Origin of the sequence: Roseateles sp., from assembly GCF_036486225.1 — a bacterium.
Classification (GTDB): Bacteria; Pseudomonadota; Gammaproteobacteria; order Burkholderiales; family Burkholderiaceae_C; genus Roseateles.
The window spans coordinates 1-17,155 of the sequence record NZ_DASVNZ010000162.1 but is presented as its reverse complement, the minus strand read 5'-3'; the positions used below and the strand labels follow the sequence as shown (position 1 = coordinate 17,155).

General features: G+C 69.5%; 14 protein-coding genes. 8 read left to right on the top strand and 6 right to left on the bottom strand.

The window, feature by feature from the left end:
- The first annotated feature begins 3 nt into the window (after positions 1–3).
- Complete coding sequence (gene lptD, locus VF536_RS11260) at positions 4–777, top strand: LPS assembly protein LptD (protein ID WP_331614940.1); 774 nt, start codon at positions 4–6, stop codon at positions 775–777.
- Positions 778–787: 10 nt separating this feature from the next.
- On the opposite strand, the gene VF536_RS11255 is transcribed toward lptD, so the two are convergent.
- Entirely contained in the window at positions 788–2,149 is a 1,362-nt protein-coding gene (locus tag VF536_RS11255) for a HAMP domain-containing sensor histidine kinase (protein ID WP_331614939.1), read from the bottom strand.
- Between the two features lie 10 nt (positions 2,150–2,159).
- Positions 2,160–2,837: a response regulator transcription factor gene (locus VF536_RS11250; protein WP_331614938.1), complete on the bottom strand. Its 678-nt coding sequence runs from the start codon at positions 2,835–2,837 to the stop codon at positions 2,160–2,162.
- 382 nt (positions 2,838–3,219) lie between these two features.
- On the opposite strand from VF536_RS11250, the gene VF536_RS11245 reads away from it, so the two are divergent.
- Positions 3,220–3,846, top strand: a complete 627-nt coding sequence (locus tag VF536_RS11245) for a response regulator (RefSeq protein WP_331614937.1) — start codon at positions 3,220–3,222, stop codon at positions 3,844–3,846.
- Positions 3,847–3,933: 87 nt separating this feature from the next.
- Here VF536_RS11245 and VF536_RS11240 read toward each other — a convergent pair whose 3' ends face one another.
- Positions 3,934–5,706 (bottom strand): sensor histidine kinase, encoded by a 1,773-nt coding sequence (locus tag VF536_RS11240; protein WP_331614936.1) that lies wholly within the window; start codon positions 5,704–5,706, stop codon positions 3,934–3,936.
- A gap of 232 nt (positions 5,707–5,938) precedes the next feature.
- Between VF536_RS11240 and VF536_RS11235 the strand changes: the two genes are divergently transcribed.
- The 4 genes from VF536_RS11235 to VF536_RS11220 are packed head-to-tail and all read left to right on the top strand — an operon-like array spanning position 5,939 to position 11,134.
- Entirely contained in the window at positions 5,939–6,346 is a 408-nt protein-coding gene (locus VF536_RS11235; protein WP_331614935.1) for an Hpt domain-containing protein, read from the top strand.
- Positions 6,343–8,550, top strand: coding sequence for a putative bifunctional diguanylate cyclase/phosphodiesterase (locus VF536_RS11230; protein WP_331614934.1), 2,208 nt, complete (start codon positions 6,343–6,345; stop codon positions 8,548–8,550). Before VF536_RS11235 ends, VF536_RS11230 begins: the two co-directional genes overlap by 4 nt.
- A 58-nt stretch (positions 8,551–8,608) precedes the next feature.
- The gene (locus VF536_RS11225; RefSeq protein WP_331614933.1) at positions 8,609–10,486 is read left to right on the top strand and encodes a GGDEF domain-containing protein; all 1,878 of its coding nucleotides are present in this window, start codon (positions 8,609–8,611) and stop codon (positions 10,484–10,486) included.
- Between the two features lie 57 nt (positions 10,487–10,543).
- Entirely contained in the window at positions 10,544–11,134 is a 591-nt protein-coding gene (locus VF536_RS11220; RefSeq protein ID WP_331614932.1) for a hypothetical protein, read from the top strand.
- 12 nt (positions 11,135–11,146) lie between these two features.
- On the opposite strand, the gene VF536_RS11215 is transcribed toward VF536_RS11220, so the two are convergent.
- A complete protein-coding gene (locus tag VF536_RS11215) occupies positions 11,147–11,662 on the bottom strand; it encodes a DUF1697 domain-containing protein (RefSeq protein WP_331614931.1) in 516 nt (171 codons plus the stop codon).
- A 76-nt stretch (positions 11,663–11,738) separates the two neighbouring features.
- A complete protein-coding gene (locus tag VF536_RS11210; RefSeq protein ID WP_331614930.1) occupies positions 11,739–12,983 on the bottom strand; it encodes a DUF445 domain-containing protein in 1,245 nt (414 codons plus the stop codon).
- A gap of 302 nt (positions 12,984–13,285) precedes the next feature.
- Between VF536_RS11210 and VF536_RS11205 the strand changes: the two genes are divergently transcribed.
- Positions 13,286–15,475, top strand: coding sequence for a TonB-dependent siderophore receptor (locus VF536_RS11205; protein WP_331614929.1), 2,190 nt, complete (start codon positions 13,286–13,288; stop codon positions 15,473–15,475).
- A 70-nt stretch (positions 15,476–15,545) separates the two neighbouring features.
- Here VF536_RS11205 and VF536_RS11200 read toward each other — a convergent pair whose 3' ends face one another.
- Positions 15,546–16,193, bottom strand: a complete 648-nt coding sequence (locus tag VF536_RS11200; protein ID WP_331614928.1) for a hypothetical protein — start codon at positions 16,191–16,193, stop codon at positions 15,546–15,548.
- Positions 16,194–16,315: 122 nt separating this feature from the next.
- Here VF536_RS11200 and VF536_RS11195 point away from each other — a divergent pair, with 122 nt between their 5' ends.
- Positions 16,316–16,942, top strand: coding sequence for a hypothetical protein (locus tag VF536_RS11195; RefSeq protein ID WP_331614927.1), 627 nt, complete (start codon positions 16,316–16,318; stop codon positions 16,940–16,942).
- Positions 16,943–17,155 lie beyond the last annotated feature (213 nt).

Sequence of the window (17,155 nt, the reverse complement as noted above, 5' to 3'; positions counted from 1 at the left end):
GGGATGCTCGCAATCGCCGCCACATTGGCCCCCGCAGTCATTCCCGCACTGACGACCCCCGCTCACGCCCAGGAGCGCGCCGAGGAGTTCAGCGCCGTCGACCGCGTGAGCGTGGCGGCCGGCGTCTATCACCTGCGCCCCACGCTCAGCGCCCGTGGTGCCTCTCCGGACGGCGGGGCGAGCGTTTCCTCCTTCTCCGGCGGCAGCGCCAACCTGCCACGTCTCCAGCTGGACCTGCGCCTGTTCGATCGGCAGGGTCTGTCGTTCGACTACTACCGCTATGACCGCTCGGACCGGTTCACCGGTTTCGACGCCAATGGCGCGCTGAACTCGAAGCTGGAATTCGGCAAGGCGTCCTACCGCTGGTGGTTCGGATCGGGCAAGACGGCCTTCAGCCTCGGCGCCGGCGCCAGCTACTACAAGGCGAGCACGCGATCGCACGCGACCTTCAACGCGCAGGACGGCAGCGGCACCTCGCTGGACGTCAAGGGCAGCGGCGGAAAACTCGCCCCGTTCGGCGAGTTGGGCCTGCGTCATGCGCTCAGCCCGGACGTCCGCCTCTTCGCCGACGCCTCGGGTGCCTGGAGAAACTCGGGCGGCCGTCGGGACAGCATCCTGAATGCGACCGTCGGTGCCGAGTGGTTCCCCGTCCACAACGTGGGCCTGACCGCAGCGTACAACTTCAGCGACTTCAAGATGAAACACCGCGACGAGATCGGCACCTTCCTGAACCTGCGGCTCCAGGGACCGTCGATCGCGATGAAGCTGAGGTTCTAGGCGTCCCTGCTCATGCGGCCCCGGCGTGCAGATCCAGCTGGATCACGAACGACGCGCCGCCTGCCGGGCTCCGGCCGACCGTGATGCGCCCCCCATGCAACTGGACGATCTCCTCGACCAGGTGCAAGCCCAGGCCGTGGCCCGGGGAGGCGGCGTCACCGCGGACAAAGGGACGGAAGATCTCCCGGCGTTCCGCGGCGGCCACGCCGTCGCCCTCGTCGGACACCTCCAGGAAGCCGCGGCGGTCGTCGCTCCGCACGGTCACGACGACCGTGCCCGGACTGCCGCCGTGCACCAGCGCGTTCTGGATCAGGTTGGTCAGCGCCCTCAACAGCGACACGGCCTGGCCTTTCACGGGGATGGCGCGCCCAGGCGCTTCCAGCACCAGTTCATTGCCCCCCTTCAGTGCCAGCGGCGCCATGTCGGACACCACTTCGCGACCGATCTCGCACAGGTCCACCGTGGCCATGTCCTGCGTCAGTCCGCGCAGCCGCTGCAAGTCGAGCAACTGCTCGGCCAGCGTCGTCAGACGGCTCAGGTCGGTCAGCAGCGTCGTCTGGATCGGATGCGGCGGCATGCCTTCCACCCGGGCCATCAGGACGGCGATCGGGATGCGGATCTCGTGGGCGGCGTCGCGCAGGAAGCGCCCGCGCGCCTGATGCTCGACCTTGATCCGGTCCAGGGCTTCGTTGAACGCGCGGATCAGCGGCCGGATCTCGCGGGGCACGGTGTCCTCCGGCAGATGCGCGGTCGGGTCGTCCAACTCCAGCGACGCCGCCTGACGCGCCACCTCGTGCAGCCCCCGCGTGGCGCGCCAGATCGACCAGGGGATCGCGACGGCGGACAGCGCGATCAAGGGCAGCGCGAACCACGAGGTGAAGAACAGCGCGAGCAGGCCCGTCGTGCGCTGGAACGTGGCCGGCGCACCGCCGCCCGTCATCAGCAGCACGCGTCTGCCGCCGATGATGAGCGTCTCGACACGCATGGACAGCTCCGGTCGCGCGGGGCTGGTGGTCAGCTCCGCGGGATCGAAGGTCTGCATCGCCGTCACCAGGCTGTTCAGTTCGCGCGGAGGCTCGCCATGTGTCAGGCTCCGTCCCGCCTCGTCCCTGACGATCCACCACAGCTTGGGGTTCTCGGCGACGAGCGCCGCGAGCTTGTCGCGGTCGGTGACCATCGGGCCGTCGGCACCGACGGTGATCGCCGCGGCCAGGTCATCGGCAATCATCTTGTTGACGAAACCGGCGGTCTTGTCGGTGATCAGGAAGACCAGCCCGGTCGCGCCCAGGACCATCGCCAGACACTGCGTGACGGCCAGAGAGCCCAGCAGCCGGAGGGTCAGGGACGGGCCCTTGCGGAACAGTGTCCTCATGCCGGCCCCCTCATCGCAGCTCCCGGAGCAGGTAGCCCACGCCGCGCACCACGGCGATCTCCACGTCGGCCCGGGCCTCCTCCAGCACCTTGCGGATCTTGGAGATGTGCGCGTCCAAGGCGTTGGACTGGATGTCATCGTCGATGCCGTAGACGGCTTCGCGCAGCGCTTCGCGGCGCACGGTGCGGCCCTGGCGGTAGATGAGCGCCTCCAGGATCAGCAGTTGGCGGCGCTGCAACCGGAGCGGCTCGCCGTCGGCCACGCGCACTTCCTGCGTGCTGAAGTCGAAGGTGAGGCGCCCGATCGTGGCCCGGGTCAGCGCCGGCGTCGACGGACGTCGTGCGACGGCGCGCAGCCGGGCCAGCAGTTCGTCGACGGCCACCGGCTTGACGACATAGTCGTCCGCGCCGACGTTCAGGCCCTCGACCCGGTCCAGCACTTCCCCGCGCGCGGTCAGCAGGATGATGGGCAGCGCCGGCGCGATGACCCGCGCGGCGGCGATGAAGTCGACACCGTCTCCGTCGGGCAGGCCCCGGTCCAGCAGCAAGGCGTCATGCACGCCCAGGCGCAGGGCGCTGTCCGCCGTCGCGAGGTCATGGACGGCGTCGATGACGAGCCCATGGCGCTCGAGCGCGGTGCGCAGGGCGTGAGACAGGGGAAGGTCGTCCTCGACCAGCAAGACTCGCATGAACGCTCACACGGGGTGGAAGGGCCGCCATGCTAGGCCCCCGCCCGCGCTTCGAGGGAGCGGCCCAACGGGATGCAGGGCGTTAATGTTCGGGCAATGTGTTCGGGCAATGTGTCTGGACCATGTGTCTGGACCATGTGTCTGGACCATGCGTCCGGGCCATGTGTCCGGGCCATGTGTCCGGGCCATGCGCCACGGGGAGGATGGCGGACGAACGGCGGTGCCGCGAGCGCCTCGCGGGGTCACTTGTGACCACCCGAAACCGGGGCCCGGCGGCGGCTGACCCGTCCGCGGCATTTCGGTGACAATCTTGGGTCCCCCATCGATTGGGGTTGGCCTTGGTGGTCGTGATGACCTTGATGGTCTTCGAGTCGGGAGCAGCGTGAGCAGCTTGGATGGCGTGAGCAAGGACGTGGGCGCGAGCGGCAAGGGCCGCATCCTGGTCGTGGACGACGACCGGCTGGTGCTCGCCACCCTGACGCACGGCCTCGCCCAGGCCGGCTATGAGGTGCTCGACGCCGACAACGGCGACGACGCCATCCTCATCGCCCGCCAGCACCGGCCCGACCTGGCGCTGCTGGACATCCGCATGGAAGGCATGACCGGCTTCGACGTCGCCGGCTACCTGCGCGACTACCTGCAGCTGCCCTTCATGTTCCTCTCGGCCTTCGCCGACGAGGCCACCATCGCCAAGGTGAAGGAACTCGGCGCCCTCGCCTACCTCGTCAAGCCGCTGGACATCCACCAGATCGTCCCGGCCGTCGAGGCCGCCTTCGCCAACCGTCCCGCCCGTACCGTCGCGGCGCCGCCCGCGCCGGCCGTCGAGCCGAGCGCCTCGCTCGAGGTCGTCGAAGCCATGGCCCTGGGCGTGCTGATGCACCGCTACTCGCTGACCCGCGCGCAGGCGCTGTCCCGGCTGGAACGCATGGCCGCGGAGCAGTCGATCGAGACCGGGGAACAGGCCCGCCGCATCGTCGAGGCCGTCGAGCAGCTGTCGCTCGGGAGCTGACCAGGCAGGTCAGTTCTGCGGGTCGGTTCGGCCAGTCAGTTCTGCCGGTGGGTTCTGCCGGCGGGTTCTGCCGGCGGGTTCTGCCGCTCAGTTCGGCAAGGTGAAGTAGAACCGGGCGCCCTGCCCGATCTCCGACTCGGCCCAGATGTCGCCGCCGTGCCGGCGCACGATGCGTCGCGCCGAGGCCAGGCCCACGCCGGTGCCCTGGAAGTCGCTCGCGCTGTGCAGGCGCTGGAACACGCCGAAGAGGCGGTCCGCGAAGCGCATGTCGAATCCCGCGCCGTTGTCGGTGACGACGAACACCCGCTCGCCCTGGCGCTGCTCGGACTCGAAGCGGATCTCGGCGTGCTCGCGCTTGCCGCTGTACTTCCAGGCGTTGCCGAGCAGGTTCTCCAGCACCATCCGCAGCAGCGTCGGATCGCCCTGCACCCGCAGGCCCGATTGCACCTGGGCATCGACCGCGCGGGTCGGTGCGCCGCGGCGGAGTTCGTCCACCACCTGCGACGCCAGCAGCGACAGGTCCACCGTCTCGTGACGCAGCGACTGCGACGACAGGTGCGACAGCGCCAGCAACGAGTCGATCATGCTGTGCATCCGCGTCGAGGCGCCGAGCACGCGGTCCAGGTGGTCGTTGCCGGCGCGGTCCAGCAGCCGGCCGTAGTCTTCCTTGAGGATGCGGGTGAAGCCCTCGACCACGCGCAGCGGCGCGCGCAGGTCGTGCGAGACGGTGTAGCTGAACGAGGCCTGGTCCGCCCGCGCCTGCTCCGCCGCCTGCATCGCCAGCGCGGCCGGCACGGTCTCGACCGCGCCTTGCGGCCACAGGCTCAGCAGCGTGCCGCCGCCGTGGGGCAGCGCCGTCAGGCACAGCCACCAGGCGCCGCAGGCGCTGCCGGATTGCAGGTCGGGTTGCGCCAGCGCCTGTCGGAGCTCCTCCGGCAGGCGTTCCTCGCAGGCGCGCCAGAGCTGACCCCGAGCCTCCGAGCCGCCCATCATCTGCGCGGCGGCTTCGTTGAAATCGATCAGGCGCGTCGATGCGCCTGCGCCGCCCGCGCCACCTGTTCCGTTCGCGGCTGCGGCGCCCCCCCCTGCACCGGCAGCGTCGCTGAGCAGCCAGGCCGGACCGGGCAGCGCCTGCAGCCAGTCGGTCGAGGACGCAGCGGCCATGGCGCTCGCGGTGGCGGTGGTGGAACCCGACAGCGCCTGGCCCTCCGGGCTCGTCGTCGGCGCCTCGTCGAGCACGCGGGCCGCGCCCAGATAACCGGCGAAGCGCCCCGCCGCATCCGCCGTCGCCTGCCCGCGCAGTTCCCAGCGGCGGCCCTGGGCGTCGACGACGCGCAGGCGGTCGAAACTCTGCCCCGGCTCGACCTGGCCGCGCACGTCCGGCGCCAGGTCCACCGGTGCGCCGTCCACCGGCACCTCCCCCGATCCAGGGGACACGGCCGGCAAGGGCTGGAAGCGTTCCCACAGCCGCTGCGTGACCGAGCCGTTCATCGCGGTGCCGGCCCAGCTCGACGCGGGCGCGCCCTGCGGCGCCTGCCAGCGCACGAGGTGGTGCTGGACGTCGGTCTGCCAGAGCCAGTCCGTCTGCAGTTGCGTCAGCGAGAGCGCCTGCTGTCTGCTCTCGCGCAGCAGCTCGCCGAATTGCGCCCGCGCCAGCCGCACCGCCAGGTGCCAGGTCAGCGCGGCCACGAAGACCATCAGCGCGGCGCCCGCCATCACGGCGGTCAGCACCAGGCCGGGGCCGGTGGGCTCGAGGTTGAGCGCGAGCAGCAGGAGCAGGACCACGACCGCCAGCCCCAAGGCCAGCGCGGCTCCCTTCCATGGCCGACGGCGCGCGGCGGCTTCCCCCAACCTGTTCATGCGGACCATTGTAGGCAGGCAACTGCTGGCCCCCGGGCCTCGAACGCGGGTGACGGGTCCCCGGTGCTTCGCATGAGGCGGCATGGATGCGACACCCACCCCAGGACTTACCCCGAGCGGCGTCTCCAAGAACACCAGAATTGACTGCTTTTTCGCACGCTCGCATCCTTGCGGTGAACGACAATGGTCTGCAACTCCGCGTGGAACCTCCGCGCGGCGCCATGATCAGAAGATGTCACCAGACTACGCCACGACCATGCCCTCCCGGACGCAGCCCGAACCCGCCGTGCTGGACGACCAGGCCCTCGCCCGTCTGCGCGAGTTGGATCCGTCGGGCGTGAACCATCTGCTGGATCGGGTCGTGGCGGCCTTCCTCAAGTCGCTGGACCAGCAGGAGCAGGTGCTCGCCCAAGGGCGCGACGCGCCGCGCGACCTGAACGCGCTGCGCCACGTGGCGCACACGCTGAAGTCGGCCGCGGCCAGCCTGGGCGCGACGGTGCTGTCGCAGCGCTGCGCCGAGATCGAGGCCCTTGCCCGCGCCGGTCGCGAGGACGGCCTGGGCGACCTGATCGGGATCGTGCTCGACGACATCGCCGCCGCCCGCCTGGCCATGCAGCAACTGGTGCAGCCCTCACGATGAGCCGCGTCGTGAAGGAAGGTGAACTGATCGAAAGACCGCGCGTCCTGCTGGTGGACGACGACGCGGTCAACCTGATGCTGATCGAGGCCGCGCTGCAGGAGCACGGCTTCGAGGTCACCGCGCTCACCGGCGGGCTGCAGGCGCTGCAGCTGGTCACGCAGTGGACGCCCGAGCTGATCGTGCTGGACGCGCTGATGCCCGACCTCGACGGCTTCGAGACCTGCGAGCGGCTGCGCAACCTGCCCGGCTTCGAGAACGCGCCCATCCTGATGCTGACCGGCCTCGACGACGAGGCCTCGATCAACCGCGCCTACCAGGCCGGCGCGACCGACTTCTTCGTCAAGTCCACCCAATGGCGGCTGCTGGCCGGCCGGCTGCGCTACATGCTGCGCAGCTCGCGCACGCGCCAGGAGCTGGAGCGCAGCAAGTCCAAGCTGGCCCGCGCGCAAGACCTGGCCCGCATGGGCAGCTTCGAGTGGCAGACCGGCCACGGCTTCAAGCTGGCCAACGAGGCGCTGCGCGTCTTCGGCCGCGGGCCGATCGATCCGCTGGACTTCATCGGCGTCATGCGCATGGTGCCGCGCGAGGAGCGCCTGCTCTTCATGCGCCTGCTGCGCGACGTCGTCGCCCACAACTCGGTACTGGTGACCGACCTGCCGTTCACGCTGCTGGACGGCCGCAAGCGCGTCATCCACATCGAGGCCGAGCCCGAATTCAACGAACACGGCAACGCCTGCGGCTACACCGGCGTCATCCAGGACGTGACCGACCGCCGCATGGCGGAGGACCGCATCCGCGAGCTGGCCAACTTCGACGCGTTGACCGGCCTGCCCAACCGCCGCCAGCTGATGTGGCGCGCCGAGCGCGCCATCGAGGCCGGCCGTCGCATGGGCCACGAGGTCGGCCTGCTGCTGATCGACCTGGACCGCTTCAAGGTCATCAACGACACCCTGGGCCACGCCGCCGGCGACGACCTGCTGATGGAAGTCGGCCGCCGCCTGCGCTCCTGCGTGCGCCACAGCGACCAGGTCATGGAAGGCATGCTGGAATCGGTCGGCACGCGCTCGCACCGCACGCTGGAGGCGGTGGGCCGCCTGGGCGGCGACGAGTTCGTCGCGCTGCTGCCCGAGGTCGGCGACGAGAGCGACGCCGAACGCGTCGCCCAACGCGTGCTGGACGCCCTGCGCGAACCGATCTTCATCGCCGGCCAGGAGTGTTTCGTGACCGCGTCGGTGGGCATCTCGCTCTACCCGCGCGACGGCCTGACGATGGCCGACCTGCTGCGCAACGCCGACGTGGCGATGTACGCGGTCAAGAACCAGGGCCGCAACGCGTCGGCGCTGTACTCGCCGATGCTGGCGGGCCGCGGGCGCGAGAAGCTCGAGCTCGAATCGGCGCTGCACAAGGCGATCGAGCGCGACGAGCTGGTGCTGCATTACCAACCCAAGATCGACGTCCGCACCGCCCGCATGGTCGGCGCCGAGGCGCTGATGCGCTGGCGCCGCGGCAACACGCTGGTGCCGCCGGGCGACTTCATCCCGCTGGCCGAGGAAACCGGCCTGATCGTGCCGCTGTCCGAATGGGCGCTGCGCGAGGCCGCCCGCCAGGCCAAGGTCTGGCAGCTGAATTTCGGCTTCAGCGAATCGATCGCGGTGAACCTGCCCAACCGGTTGTTCGAGCGCTCGGACCTGGTCGAGCACATCCACCAGTTCGTCAGCCAGTGGGGCGTGCCGCACCGCGCGATCCAGCTCGAGATCACCGAGACCGGCCTGATGAAGGACCTGCAGAGCGTGATCCCGTCGCTGCACCGGCTCAACGAGGTCGGCGTCGAGATCTCGATCGACGACTTCGGCACCGGCTACTCGTCGCTGGCGTATCTCACGACGCTGCCGATCTCCGAGGTGAAGATCGACCGCAGCTTCGTCCGCGACCTGGGCATCACGCCGCAGAGCTCGGCGGTGGTCACCGCGATCATCGCGTTGGCGCGCTCGCTGGGCCTGCAGGTCATCGCCGAGGGCGTGGAGACGCTGCGGCAGATGGAAGTGCTGCGCCGGCTGGACTGCAGCCTGATGCAGGGCTTCCTGTTCAGCAAGCCGCTGCCGCCGGACGACCTGGAACGCTGGCTCGCGCAGACCGTGCTGCCGCGCAAGGCCCCCTGGATCCTGCCGACGTCCGACGCCGGCGACGACATTCCGACACGCTGAGCCCGGTTCCGGCCGCGAGCGTCAGCGCCTTCCCCCCGATTTCACCGAGTCTCGACCGATGCCGCAGCAGCCCCCCGCTCTCCTGGCAAAAGCGGCCCTGCGCCGGCTGGCGCTGGACAAGCTGGAACCCACGCCTGAAAACTACGCCCGCGCCTACGCGCAGGAATCCGGTGAACCCGCCCGCGGCGGCGCGAACACGCAGTTGCCCGAGCGCGCGCAGGCGTCGGTGGCGCGGCTGCTCGGTCTGGCGGTGCCCGATCCTCAGCAGCGCCAGGGTTTCGCGAACCAGGTGCGCGAGGGCAAGTGGGACGAGCTCCAGCGCGCGCTGGAAGGGCTGCAGCAGACGCACGGCCCCGGCGCGCAGGCCGAGCAGCTCGCCCAGCTGATCGAGCGGATGATGCGCGGCCTGGAACGCGGCGGCCGGCAATGGACGCTGGCGCGCAAGAAGGACGGCGTGCTGCGCGTGCTGCAGAGCAACCGCAGCGACCCGCAACGCCTGACCCTGCGCCTGAAGCAGCTGGTCGCGAGCTGGGATTCCGACGTCAGCGACTCGCGCGTGGAAACGCAGCCGGCCCCCTTGGACGGCGTCGAGGAAGACGACGACGAACGCGCCGGAACGCCGAGCCAGTTCTTCAGCGAAGAGGAAGCCGCGCAGGCGCCCGCCGACGCCGCCAGCGCAGGCGCGGCTGCTGCCGCGCGCTACGGCTCGCTCGACACGCTGATGGGCGAGACCGGCCCCGGCCTGCAATCCTGGCCCGAAGTCGGCACACACCTGAACGGCACCGTGCGCCACGCGCTGCGCTCGGACGACGCGCGGGCGCAGGAACTGATCGACGAACTGGGGGTGGCGCATGCGGAACTCGTCCGCGACGGCGCGACGCCCGAGCGCGCGGCGCAGATGGATGCGCTGTGCATCCGCGCGCGGCGTTGGCTGGACCACCGCAATCACGCGTTCACCGAACTCGGCAAGCTCTGCGGCGAGCTGACCGGCAGCCTGACCGACCTGGCCGAGGACGACTCCTGGGCGCAAGGCCAGTGCGAGGCGATGAGCCAGACGCTGGCGCAGGGCCTGACGGCGCGCAGCGTGCGCTCGGTCAGCGAGCTGCTGCACAGCACGCGCGCGCGCCAGCACAGCCTGCGCGAGGAGCGCGGCCGCGCCCGCGACGCGCTCAAGGGCCTGATCAACCGGATGCTGCAGGAGCTAGGCGAACTCGGCCAGCACACCGACCGTTTCAGCGACAGCGTCGGCAAGTACGCCACCGTGATCGAGCAGGCGGACTCGCTGGAGAGCCTGGCGGGCGTGGTGCGCGAGATGGTCGAGGAAAGCCGCAGCGTGCAGTCGCTGGTGCAGAACACGCAAGGCCGGCTGCGCGACGAGCACGACCGCGCGACGCAGCTCGCCGGACGCGTCGAGGAGCTGGAAGGCGAGTTGCGCCGGCTGTCCAGCGAGGTCCAGACCGACCAGCTGACGCAGGTGGCCAACCGGCGCGGCCTGATCGCGACCTTCGAGACCGAACGCGCCAAGCTCGACCGCGATCCCAAGCCGCTGGCGCTGGCGCTGCTGGACATCGACAACTTCAAGAAGCTCAACGACAACCTCGGCCACGCGGCCGGCGACGAGGCGCTGAAGGCGCTGGCGTCGCGGGTGTCGGGGCTGCTGCGGCCCGGCGACAAGGTCGGCCGCTGGGGCGGCGAGGAGTTCGTGCTGATCCTGCCCGAGGCGCCGCTCGAGGAGGCGCAGGCGGTGCTGCTGCGGCTGCAGCGTTCGCTGTCGGCCAGCCTATTCATGCACGAGGGGCGCGATGTGTTCGTCACCTTCTCGGCGGGCGTGACGCTGTTCCGCTCGGGCGAGACGATGGAGCAGGCGCTGGACCGCGCCGACGAGGCGCTCTACGAGGCCAAGCGCACCGGCAAGAACCGGGCGTGCGTCGCCTGAGGCGCATCATGCGTCCGATGCGGCGGGACTGACGCCGCCGCGCCAGGAGCCCGACCGATGGACCACGCCGCGATCGATCCCACCCAGTTCATCCACATCCGGATGGTGCTGAGCATGGTGGTCAGCCTGTCGATCGCGCGGCTGCTGTCGGGGCTGGCGAAGTTCGTGCAGCACCCGGGACGCCTGAAGGTCGACGGCGTGCACCTGCTGTGGGTGCTCTACATGCTGGTGACGTTGATCCACTTCTGGTGGTGGGAGTTCGCGCTCAGCCGCGTGGGCCCGTGGCACTTCCTGCAGTTCGTGTTCGTGGTGGGCTACAGCGCGGTGCTGTACCTGCTGTGCGCGATCCTCTTCCCCGACGACATCGCCGAGTACGCCGGCTACCGCGACTACTTCCAGTCGCGGCGGCGCTGGTTCTTCGGGATCCTGGCGTTCACGCTGCTGCTGGACGTGGCGGACAGCGGGCTCAAGGGGACGACGCACCTGCAGGAGCTCGGCACGGCCTACGGCGTGAAGACGGCCGCGGCCATCGTGCTGTGCGGTGTCGCCGCGCTGGTCACCAGCCGGCGCTTCCAGTGGGCGCTGGTGCTGGTCGCGCTGGCGGTGCAGCAGTGGTGGATCCTGCGGCTCTACAACGTGCTGTCGTGAGGCGGTCGATCTTCAGGCCTTGATGCACTTGCGCACCGTGTCGACGGTGCGCGTCGTGATCTGCTTGCCGAAGGTCTTCTCCAGCATGGTCATGAACAGCGGGCCCTTGTCGTTGGGCAGGTAGTGGCTGTAGACCTCGACGCCGTCGAGCTTGCAGATCGCGGCGCCCTCGCCTTCGAGCGGCAGCGAGACCTGACCCTCGTGCGGCTTCTTCAGGAAGGTGATCAGTTGCTTGGCCGCAGCCGGAGGACTGAAGACGGCATGGTGGTCGGCGTCGACGATCTGTCTGAGGTGATCGACCGGCCGCACGGTGGTGCCGAAGGTCTTGCCCAGCGTGTCGGTCATCGCCTGCTCGGCGATGCGTTCAAGCTCGTCGACCGGCGCGCCGTCGTGGTCGAACACCACGTTGCCGCTGGAGATCACCGTCTTCACCCGCGTGAAGCCGGCGGCCTCGAACGCGCGGATCAGGTCCGGCATGCGGGCGTTCATCGGGCTGACACCGCGGAGGAAAGCGACGTAACGGGGCATGGTGGGTTCTCTCGGATGGCGTGTCGGCGGAGTCTACGTGCCACGCGGTCGCGACCGAAGGTGCCGAGGGTCACGTTCAACGCTGCGCCAGGATCGTCACCGCATAGAGCAGCAAGCCGATGACGCCGCCCACCAGCGTGCCGTTCAGCCGGATGAACTGCAGGTCGCGGCCGACGCTGAGCTCGATCTGCTGCACGAGGCTGCGATCGTCCCAGGCCTTGACGGTCGACGCGATGTGCTGCGTGACGCCCTCGCGCATGCTGCCGACCATGCGCTCCGCGGCGGACAGCACATGCTCGTTGATCGCCTGCACCAGCGCCGGATCGCGGCTCAGCCGGTCGCCGAGCGCCGCCAGCGACTGGTCGAGATGCCGCATCAGCACGGAGTCGTCGCGGCGCAGGTCCTGCTCAATGGTGGCGCGGACCTCGGTCCAGACGCCGTCGAGGTAGGCCCGCACGTCGTCGCTCTGCACGACGCGGTCCTTCATCGCGTTGACCTCGCTCGCGAACTCGGGGTCTTCGCGCAGGCGCGCGATGAATTCGTGGATCCAGTCGTCGAACTGGCGACGCACCGAGTGGTCGGGCTGCGCGAGCGCGGTCTGCACTTCCTCGACCAGTTGCAGCGCGAGCTTGTCGGACAGGCTGTCGGCCATCTTGTCGACGTTGGCGATGGTGTCGACGAGCTTGATCGCCTTCGGCCATTGGGTGCTCGCGAACTTCACCAGCCGCGCGGCGACCAGCGCCCGCACCTCGGGCGTCGACAGGTAGTCGCGGAGCTTGGACAGCGCGCCGTCGAGCACGTCCTGATGCCGGCCGGACTTGGTCAGCACGTCCAGGACCGACGCGGCGGTGCCGGTGGCGTTCCAGGACAGCGCGCGGGCGACGAGGAACTCGCCGATGGCGCGGCGCACGGCCTGCTCGTTGAGCAGCGACAGCGCCTCGACGGCCATCGTGCGGACGGAACCGGTCACCTGCGCGAGGTTGACGGGCTCGCGCAGCCATTGGCCGAGGCGCTCGGCGGGGTTCAGCACCTCGAGCTTCTGGAGCAGCACCTCGGGATGGAGGAAGTTGTCGCGGACGAACCCGGCGAGGCTGTCGGCGATGCGGTGCTTGCCCTGCGGGATGAGCGCGGTGTGCGGGATCGGAATGCCCAGCGGATGGCGGAACAGCGCGACGACGGCGAACCAGTCGGCCAGCCCGCCGATGGCTGCCGCCTCGCAGAAGGCCTTGAGCCAGCCCCAGGGCCCCTGCGCGCCCATGAGCAGGCTCACGATCAACCCGGCGAGCGACGCGAGCAGGCAGCTCAGCGCCACCAGCTTCATGCGGCGCAGATCAGCGGCGCGGGGGTCGACAGGACTCGGTGAGGGAATCAATGGCATCGGCGACGGGGCGGCAGTTTCGGTGCCAGGGGCGCTGGCCGGGCGGGACGATGGACGTGCTTGTATCACCGGGAGTCGGCAACGGGGCCATCGACCCGGCTGCCCCCCGGTTCATGAAAGCGTTGCCAAAGCGCATCAGCGTCGGCGGAAACGGGGTCCCGCAGCCCGCTCCACCAGCGGGTTCGCCCTATGATTCAGATGCGAATCATTGTCATTCACACGCTTTTCGGCTCCGACCCTCTTCCATGACCTACCTCCCGCGTCCTCTCGTCCTCGTCCACGCCCTGGCGCTCGCCGGCCTGTCGCTGTCCTCGCTGGCGCAGGCCCAGACGGCGCCTGCAGCTCCGGCGGCACCCGCGGCAGCGGCGTCCGCCGCCAGGTCCTCGTCCGATCCCACCACCCTGCCCGAGGTGAACGTGCGCGGCACCGGCCCCCGAGAGACCGCCACCAGCGCCGTCTACGGCATGGTCGCGCGCCGCAGCGCCACCGGCATGAAGACGGACACCTCCATCCTGGAAGCGCCGCAATCGGTCTCGGTCGTCACCCGCGAGCAGATCGAGCTGCAAGGCGCCACCGGCGTCGACGAGGCGGTGCGCTACACCTCCGGCACCGTGGGCGGCGCCTTCGGGTCGGACTCGCGCAGCGACTGGATCCTGGTGCGCGGCTTCCGTCCGGCGCTGTTCCTCGACGGCCTGGGCCTGCCCGACGGCACCTGGGCCGGCCAGACGCGCCTGGAGCCCTACCTGCTCGAGCGCATCGAGATCCTGAAGGGCCCCGCCTCGGTCATGTACGGCGCGCTGCCGCCCAGCGGCTTCATCAACGGCGTGAGCAAGCGTCCGTCCGCCGTGCCGGTCAACGAGATCGGCCTGGAGCTGGGCAGCTTCAGCAAACGGCAGCTGACCGCCGACATCGGCGGCAAGCTGAGCGAGGACGGCTCGGTGCTGTTCCGCGTCGCGGGCCTGGCGCGCAAGAGCGACACCTATGTCGACTTCGCCAAGGACGACCGCTACGCCATCGCGCCGTCGCTGCTGGTGAACTTCAGCCCGGCGACCTCGCTGCTGGTGATGGGCCAGTTCCAGAAGGCCGACACGGCCGCCGCCGGCGGCTTCCTGCCTGCGGACGGCACCTTGTTCCCCAACCCCAACGGCAAGATCCCGCCCACCCGCTTCACCGGCGAGCCCGACTACGACTGGTACAAGAAGCACAGCGCCTCGGTCGGCTACGAGCTCTCGCACAAGCTCAACGACACCGTCACGCTGCGCCAGAACCTGCGCTACATGGACTTCGACATCGACCACCGCACGGTGGGCGCGTTCGGACTCGCGGCGGACCAGCGCACCCTCTCGCGCTACGTGTGGACGCCGCGTGAGGACTCGAAGTCGGTTGCCGTCGACAACCAGGCGGAATTCGCCTTCGCCACCGGCGCGGCGCGCCACACGCTGCTCACCGGCCTGGACTACCGCCGCGTCAAGACCGACTCGCGCTCCGCCTTCGACTTCTCCGCCGCGCCGCCGCTGGACATCTTCAACCCGGTCTATGGCGCCCCGATCACCTCGCCCGCCGACACCACGCACACGGAGCAGACGCAGAAGCAGCTGGGCCTGTACCTGCAGGACCAGATCCGACTGGACCGCTGGATCGCGACGCTGTCCGCGCGCCATGACCGCGTGACCACGGACACCGACGACAAGCTCGGCGGCACCACGGCCTCGCAGAAGGACAGCAAGACCTCGGCGCGCGTCGGCCTGAACTACGTCTTCGACAGCGGCCTGGCGCCGTACGTGTCGTACTCGACCTCGTTCCAGCCGACCATCGGCACCGACTTCTTCAAGCGCACGTTCGTCCCGACCACCGGCCGCCAGGTCGAGGCCGGCGTGAAGTACCGCCCGGCCAACAACCGCGCGCTGTTCACGGCGGCGCTCTTCGACCTGCGCCAGAAGAACGTGCTGACGCCGGATCCGGATCCGACGCACGGCTTCTCGTCGGTGCAGCAGGGCGAGGTGCGCTCGCGCGGCCTGGAGCTGGAAGCGCGCTTCCGCGCGGTGAGCACGCTGGACGTGATCACCTCCTACACGTACACGGACTCCAAGGTCGTCGAGACCGACCGTCCGGTGTTCCGCCAACCGAAGAACCAGGCGCAGGTCTGGGTCGATTACCGTGTCCCCGAGGACCTCGTCGCGGGTCTGGGCGTCGGTGGCGGCGTGCGTTACGTCGGCGGCTCCTACGCCTACGCCGCGGCGGACAACAGCCGCGTGAACACGAAGGGCTACACCGTGCTGGACCTGCAGGCCCATTACGACCTGGAGAACTGGCGCTTCCTGGCCACGGTGAGCAACGTCACCGGCAAGGAATACATCGCCACCTGCCAGTCGGCGGCCTGGTGCTTCTACGGCTATCCGCGCACGTTCAGCGTGTCGGCGCGCTACAGCTGGTGATCGACGCGCCTCCGGGAGCGTTTCCTCGCCGCAGCCTGTCGGCGCGGAGCGCTTCCCGGACGGGGCGCCTTCAGAGCTTCATGGACGGCCACTTCCGGGCCGCATATTTCTTCAGCTCGATCGTGGTCTCCGGCGAGAAGACGAAGTCCATGCGGCCCGACGAGATCTGGTCGCGGAACCGGTCGCAGGACTTGACGCCGGGAACCTGCCCGTTGGTCGCGGTCGTGCCGTCCAGGTACTGCCGCGTGGCGCTCTCGCCGGCCTCCATGGCGGTCCCGAGGATCCGCTGACGATAGTTCTCCTTGCCGGCCGCGCCGGCCAGCTTCTCGATCTGCGCCGAGAACTCGTCGAAGGCGACGTTGGCGACGGTCAGGTAGTCGCGGTTGTGATCGAGCCAGGCCTCCTTGAGCTCGTTGACGCTCTTGCTCATCGCGGCATCCACGCGCGTGCAGACGGCCGCCGCGCCCGTCACGACCTGCCGCCGCGCATACATCGTGAGCATGTCGCGGTGCAGATCCTCGGACGACTTGTCCTTGAACAGTTCCTGCAAGGCCTTGCGATCGTCCATGACGGGCGACGACGGCGCCGAAGCGGGATTCGCGAAGGCGTCCTCGGCCTTCTGTGCGCGGACTGGCGCGCAGACGACCAGCAGCGACGCCGTCGCGCACAACAGCAGACGAGCGCGCGGATCCGACGGCGACAACAGGGAGCGGGGCATGACAGATTCCTTTCGAATCGCAGGATCGTAGAGGGCCGCTTCACCGGCGGCCTGCGGGCTTGCCCGCAATCGCGACGACACTGTCACGGTCACTCTCTTCCTTTCCTCTTCTCGCACCGACCATGCGCCTCCCTCACGCCCTTCTTCTCGCGGCCCTGTTGACGATCGGCGTCGATATCGGTCTCGGCAACGCCATGGCGGCGACGCCGTCCGAAGCCATGCAGGCGGAAGCCGAAGGCAAGTTCGACACGGCCTTCCGGATCTGGAATGAACTCGCCGACGCCGGCGACGACCGCGCGGCGATCTCCGGCGGACTGCTGGCGTATCAAGGGCGCGGCCGCGCGCCGAACTACGAGGACGCCTACACGATGTTCCTCAAGGCCTTCCCCAAGTCGGGGGACGCCTGGAACAACATCGGCGTGATGTTCCGCGAGGGTCAGGGCGTGCCGAAGAACCGGAAGGTGGCCTACCTGATGTTCCTGGCCGTGCACATGAACGGCATCGGCGGCGAGGCCACGGTCATGCGCGCCAACCGCAACCTGCGGCGTGAACAGGCGGAGCTGTCGGTCGAAGAGAAGCAGCTGGCGCTCTGCTACACCGGCGCCTACCTCACGGCCTACATCCGCAGCCGCGGCAAGCTCGAGGGCATCCCCGAGGCGCTGAGCCCGTCCCCCGAGCGCAAGCGGATCCGGGACCTCGGCTGGTTCATGAAGGGCGAGCTGGAGCCGTTCGACTGCCCGGCGCCGTGAGCGGGCCAGCGTCGCCGATACAAGTGACACTATTTGTCGGTTCCTCCGTACCGGTCTGACAAAACCTGACCCTGGCGTTGAGCGGCGATCGCCCAGATACCTCTTTGGGATTAGGGTCGAAGGTCGGAAGCCCGCATTTCGCATCGCTGACCGCACTTTGCAACCAGCCGCAACCGGCACGTTCTCTGCTTGAACTACGCGAAAGTCCACCCG

Excerpts from the sequence above, each read along its gene's own strand:
- VF536_RS11220 (WP_331614932.1), top strand. The coding sequence starts at position 10,544 with ATGGACCACGCCGCGATCGATCCCACCCAGTTCATCCACATCCGGATG.
- VF536_RS11210 (WP_331614930.1), bottom strand. The coding sequence starts at position 12,983 with ATGAAGCTGGTGGCGCTGAGCTGCCTGCTCGCGTCGCTCGCCGGGTTG.
- VF536_RS11215 (WP_331614931.1), bottom strand. The coding sequence starts at position 11,662 with ATGCCCCGTTACGTCGCTTTCCTCCGCGGTGTCAGCCCGATGAACGCC.
- VF536_RS11205 (WP_331614929.1), top strand. The coding sequence starts at position 13,286 with ATGACCTACCTCCCGCGTCCTCTCGTCCTCGTCCACGCCCTGGCGCTC.
- VF536_RS11195 (WP_331614927.1), top strand. The coding sequence starts at position 16,316 with ATGCGCCTCCCTCACGCCCTTCTTCTCGCGGCCCTGTTGACGATCGGC.
- VF536_RS11225 (WP_331614933.1), top strand. The coding sequence starts at position 8,609 with ATGCCGCAGCAGCCCCCCGCTCTCCTGGCAAAAGCGGCCCTGCGCCGG.
- VF536_RS11235 (WP_331614935.1), top strand. The coding sequence starts at position 5,939 with ATGTCACCAGACTACGCCACGACCATGCCCTCCCGGACGCAGCCCGAA.
- VF536_RS11230 (WP_331614934.1), top strand. The coding sequence starts at position 6,343 with ATGAGCCGCGTCGTGAAGGAAGGTGAACTGATCGAAAGACCGCGCGTC.
- VF536_RS11200 (WP_331614928.1), bottom strand. The coding sequence starts at position 16,193 with ATGCCCCGCTCCCTGTTGTCGCCGTCGGATCCGCGCGCTCGTCTGCTG.
- VF536_RS11250 (WP_331614938.1), bottom strand. The coding sequence starts at position 2,837 with ATGCGAGTCTTGCTGGTCGAGGACGACCTTCCCCTGTCTCACGCCCTG.
- VF536_RS11240 (WP_331614936.1), bottom strand. The coding sequence starts at position 5,706 with ATGAACAGGTTGGGGGAAGCCGCCGCGCGCCGTCGGCCATGGAAGGGA.
- lptD (WP_331614940.1), top strand. The coding sequence starts at position 4 with ATGCTCGCAATCGCCGCCACATTGGCCCCCGCAGTCATTCCCGCACTG.
- VF536_RS11255 (WP_331614939.1), bottom strand. The coding sequence starts at position 2,149 with ATGAGGACACTGTTCCGCAAGGGCCCGTCCCTGACCCTCCGGCTGCTG.